General features: G+C 39.6%; 1 pseudogene. It reads right to left on the reverse strand.

What is annotated here, in order from left to right:
• Positions 1-265, reverse strand: a pseudogene (locus RRF55_RS27470) (hypothetical protein); the annotation flags it as partial.

Raw genomic sequence — 265 nt, forward strand, 5'->3', positions numbered from 1 at the left:
TGCATAAGCTGTTGAGTTACTGGATCTTTAAATGAAAGATGCTTAGCTAATAGCTGTAAAGGCTGACTAAAATCATAGTCGGCTTTATGTACAACTTTAGGATAGAACGGATCATTTTTAATCGGAAGACCTAAGAAGTTGAGGTGTACACGGAGTTGATGTTGCTTCCCTGTCTCGGGTTTAAGCTCATATTTTGCCCATGTTTCATCATGTTCTAAAAGCAAGATCTCAGTTTCACTGTTCGGTGCTTCGTCTAGGACTTGCA

The organism is Klebsiella sp. K47, from assembly GCF_051858335.1.
GTDB lineage: Bacteria > Pseudomonadota > Gammaproteobacteria > Enterobacterales > Enterobacteriaceae > Klebsiella > Klebsiella pneumoniae.